We start from the raw sequence: 4,486 nt of genomic DNA on the forward strand, positions 1-4,486 counted from the left end.
AAAACAATTGACAAAAATCGCCAAATGTTTTTCTTGATAAGGGTTTCATCTCTTATAATGCTGTCCGTTGCATAAGACAAACCGAAGAACCTTTTTATCGGATTTATTTTTAGAGAAAACCATCAAATCATAACTTCCAGCTTGGGGAAAGGAAACTTTAATTGTTGCTTGTCCATTGACTCTTTGAATTAATGGTAAATGGCTATTGATAGGTAAATTATTTTGCTGCAATTGAGCAGAAATCTGGGTGTGAGGAGGAACTTGTAAAATAACTTCTGTTATTCCTGAAGACTGGATATTATAACTATTGTGATTGACTAATTTTATGCCATCTCGAAAAAATTGTGATGTCACAATCGGCCAAGAATCAAATTGTTGTTTTCTATAAACTTTCGGTAATAATTGCCACTGAGTTTGTTCGGGGAAATGACTATAAATTAATTGTGCGGGTGGAGTAGCAAAATAATGAGGATTAAATTGCCGTTGAAATTGATTGTTATTGACTACTCCCGCACCCCAAGTTGCATCAATTAGATACCAAGCATTATTAATTCTGACAGTATTCCAAGCATGGTTAGCATCACTAGCATTGCCCACTAGATAGCCGAATCCTTTAGCATAACCGATAACAACTGCTGATTTTAATCCCATTTTTTCTGCTAAAGCTTGATAAAGATTGGCATACCCTGAACAGACAGCAAAACGATTTTTGAGAACCACATAAGGACTCGCATCACCGTAATTACCCCTTAAAAAACTTGCCACATCGTAGGTAATATTATGGGTAATCCAAACGTAAATAATGCGGGCTTTTTCTGCTTCTGTTTTGGCATATTTAGATAGAATTGTTGCTAATTCTGATAGAGAATTTCCTTGGTAATTGATGCTGCGAGCTAGACGATCAATATTTTGATAATTTCCCTGTCTAACTTGGTGATTATTCCCAGGAATAATTGGCTGAGAAAGTTGCAGATTATTAGTATTATAAATTAAGTTATTGGCTGGTTTAAATGATTGAAAATTCCTGAGCAGTTGAGAACTTTGGTTTTTAAATGCCATCCCAACGGACATTAAAACTAAAAAGATGAAAATCCCTGGAATTGTCCTTCCCGATTGCCGATTCTTACGGCGGCGATAATTTCTTTTATAAGCCATAGTTGCTGCTAATAAAAAGTCAAGATTACCAGTCTTAGCCTGATCTGCTCCTATTATCTCTCAAACCTAACTATTTTTTTGAGATTTTTCTGTGATCTTAATCACTGACAATTAAAATATTAATCTAGCTAAAGTAATAAGTGTGTTAGTTTTGGCTAACACACCCAAAATTAAGATTAAAGTTTTTACCCTTATCTAACCGTAAACTTTCCCATAATACTCTTGATATTCTTTGGATAACAAAGGTTGCCACCAATCCCGATGATCGAGATACCATTGAATGGTTTTTCTTAATCCCCCCTCTACCGTTTCTTGAGGTTGCCAACCTAATTCAGTGCGAATTTTACTAGCATCAATAGCATACCGGCGATCGTGTCCAGGGCGGTCCTTGACAAAAGTAATTAAATTCTGAGCAGGTTTCACGGGTAAATCGGGAGCTAATTCATTCATTAACTCACATAACATCCTGACTAAATCAATATTTTTTACTTCATTATTTCCGCCAATATTATAGGTTTCTCCAGCTTTTCCTTGATTAATAACTGTATCTAAAGCTTGACAATGATCCCGCACATATAACCAATCTCGAACATTTTGACCATCACCATAAACGGGCAAAGGTTTACCCAAAAGAATATTAATACACATCAAAGGAATTAACTTTTCGGGAAAATGATAGGAACCATAATTATTAGAGCAATTAGTAATAATTGTTGGCATTCCGTAGGTATGAAAATAAGCTCTCGCTAGATGATCACTCCCCGCTTTTGAGGCAGAATAGGGACTATTAGGAGCATAGGGAGTAGTTTCGGTAAAAGCCAGATCATCTACTCCTAAACTGCCATAAACCTCATCGGTGGAAACGTGCAGAAAACGATAGTTATCGGGTTGATGATTACTTAACCAATGTTGCCGAAAACTTTCTAATAGAGTAAAAGTTCCCACCACATTAGTTTGCACAAAAGCCCCAGGTCCAAGAATCGATCGATCCACATGGGATTCGGCGGCAAAATGGGCAACTGTATCGATATTTTCACCAGCAAATAATTCATCAACTAAAGCTCGATCGCAGATATCCCCTTGCAGAAAACGGAAATTCTTTCTATCTTTCAGTGTCGCTAAATTATTCAAATTGCCCGCGTAGGTAAGAGCATCAAGAACAATTACACGATCCTCATGATAATTCTCGCACCAATGATGAACAAAATTCGAGCCGATAAATCCTGCTCCACCAGTAATTACTATGCTTCTAGCTTGATTTTCTGTCGTCATGGCCACCTCTAGCAAAAGTTTGCTACTTATTTTAGTCCTTTTTGCTTCACACTTCTTCATCAAAAGTGATCTGATCGGAACGATAATCCGGCGGTTCAACGTGAATTAAAATTCTCACAGGGCTAAATTGTTGGGTTAATCTTGCTTCTACCGCTTCCGTGATTGCGTGAGCAGTTTCCACATCTTGAGCGGAGACAACTAGGTGCATTTCTATAAATACCTGTCTTCCCACCACTCCCCGAGATGCGATCGCATGACAATTAAGCACCCCCGGCACCTCCATCACAATTTGATGAATCACTTCAGGAGCGATCGCCATTTCATCCACTAACAAAGGTAAATTCTCCATCAGGACTTTCCAACCACTGCTAAACACCAAAAAAGCGACGGGAAAGGACAAAATCGCATCTAACCATTGTAATTGGGGAATATTAGCCGTATTACCCACCCAAACCCCCACTAAACCCAATAAAACCGTAATTGTCACCCACACATCACTCATGGTATGACGAGCATCGGCAATCAAAATCGCACTACCGACACGCTGCCCCACCGATCTTTCATAATAAGTAACAAAAATATTCACCCCTAAAACGATAATTAATAGCCATAACTCAGGACCGGCAATCTCGATCGGTTTGCCTCCTTTGATAATACGCATGATCGCCCCTTGCAAAATTTCAAAACAGGCAATCCCCAAAAAGGCGGCGATCGCTAAAGCTCCGATCGCTTCGTATTTCAGATGTCCGTAAGGATGATCTCGATCGGGATAGGGAGAGGAAAACCGCATCGCTACCAATCCCAAGACATTATTCGCACTATCGGTGACACTATGGAGAGCATCCGCTTGCAGACTTAAAGCACCAATTCTCAAACCCACCCACGCTTTGATCGCCATAACCAAAATGTTCAGCATCAGGGTGATCCAGAGAACCTTTTGGACGGTAGCCCGATTATCTCTTAAAACAGCCACAGGATTATCAGTTTTTTAGCTATCAGTTATCAGTTATCAGTTATCAGTTATCAGTTATCAGTTATCAGTTATCAGGGAAATTTCAACTAAAACCCCAAAAACCCAAAAACCCAACTATTTGAGGGTTTAAAAACGGCAAAAATAAGGATTAAATTGCCTAAAGTATGTAAATAGACCATTTAATTGATTATCATTCATTTTTAATTCTCCTGACTACTGACTACTGACTACTGACCCTAACAAAAATTTTTGATTTTTACAAGAGGTCTAGTCAACAACAATTGATTATCTCCTCAAATAACAGACTCCCATCGGTCAAATTGAGCAGCGGATCGGCAGCGCGTTCGGGATGAGGCATCATTCCTAGCACATTTCTGGCTTTATTGGTAATTCCTGCAATATTATTTAACGATCCGTTAGGATTCCCTGACTCATTTGCCTCTCCTGTGGCAGTACAGTAACGAAAGAGAATTTGTCCGTTATCCTCCAGAGATTTTAACGTATCTTCTGCGGCATAATAACGCCCTTCCCCGTGGGCAATCGGCAAATTAAGCACCTGTTGCGGTTGATAACCTCGCGTCCAGACAGATTGATTATTTTCCACTTTTACCGGCACTCGATCGCAGATAAAATGTAAATCGCGATTACGAATTAACGCACCGGGTAGCAGCCCAATTTCCGTTAATACCTGAAAACCGTTACAGATGCCTAAAACTAATTTACCTTTTTCAGCTTCTTCTCGGACAGTTTTCATCGCTGGCGAAAACCGAGCGATCGCACCACAGCGCAAATAATCGCCGTAACTAAATCCCCCCGGCACCACGATCACATCCAAATCCGATAGCTCCGTCTCTTGATGCCAAACATAGCGGGTAGGTTGCCGAAAAATCCCCTCCGTCACCGTTGCCACATCTCGATCGCAATTCGATCCAGGGAAAACAATAATCCCAAACTTCATAATTTTTAACTTGGTTAATTCATTTTGCAAAAAGCTCTCATCGAAAATTTTGGGTCTGAAACCCCGTCGTTCTACGACGGCTTTACTGTTAAATATTAACACATTTACGAAATATATGCTAAAATGCT

General features: G+C 39.5%; 4 protein-coding genes. All 4 read right to left on the minus strand.

All coding sequences use genetic code 11. The features are described 5' to 3' along the window. Positions 1-45: 45 nt before the first annotated feature. A complete protein-coding gene (locus tag BGL89_RS19910) occupies positions 46-1,155 on the minus strand; it encodes a transglutaminase domain-containing protein (RefSeq protein WP_286827265.1) in 1,110 nt (369 codons plus the stop codon). A 195-nt stretch (positions 1,156-1,350) separates the two neighbouring features. Beyond that, entirely contained in the window at positions 1,351-2,427 is a 1,077-nt protein-coding gene (rfbB, locus tag BGL89_RS19915; protein WP_286827267.1) for a dTDP-glucose 4,6-dehydratase, read from the minus strand. A gap of 46 nt (positions 2,428-2,473) precedes the next feature. After that, the gene (gene cdf31, locus BGL89_RS19920) at positions 2,474-3,400 is read right to left on the minus strand and encodes a CDF family zinc efflux transporter Cdf31 (protein WP_286827268.1); all 927 of its coding nucleotides are present in this window, start codon (positions 3,398-3,400) and stop codon (positions 2,474-2,476) included. Positions 3,401-3,671: 271 nt separating this feature from the next. Further along, positions 3,672-4,358 (minus strand): phosphoribosylformylglycinamidine synthase subunit PurQ, encoded by a 687-nt coding sequence (purQ, locus tag BGL89_RS19925; protein ID WP_286827269.1) that lies wholly within the window; start codon positions 4,356-4,358, stop codon positions 3,672-3,674. Positions 4,359-4,486 lie beyond the last annotated feature (128 nt).

Origin of the sequence: Microcystis sp. LSC13-02 (genome assembly GCA_002282935.1) — a bacterium.
Lineage (GTDB): Bacteria > Cyanobacteriota > Cyanobacteriia > Cyanobacteriales > Microcystaceae > Microcystis.

What these genes read in the sequence shown, in the direction of transcription:
- rfbB (WP_286827267.1), bottom strand. Translation starts at nt 2,427, where the DNA reads ATGACGACAGAAAATCAAGCTAGAAGCATAGTAATTACTGGTGGAGCA.
- BGL89_RS19910 (WP_286827265.1), bottom strand. Translation starts at nt 1,155, where the DNA reads ATGGCTTATAAAAGAAATTATCGCCGCCGTAAGAATCGGCAATCGGGA.
- purQ (WP_286827269.1), bottom strand. Translation starts at nt 4,358, where the DNA reads ATGAAGTTTGGGATTATTGTTTTCCCTGGATCGAATTGCGATCGAGAT.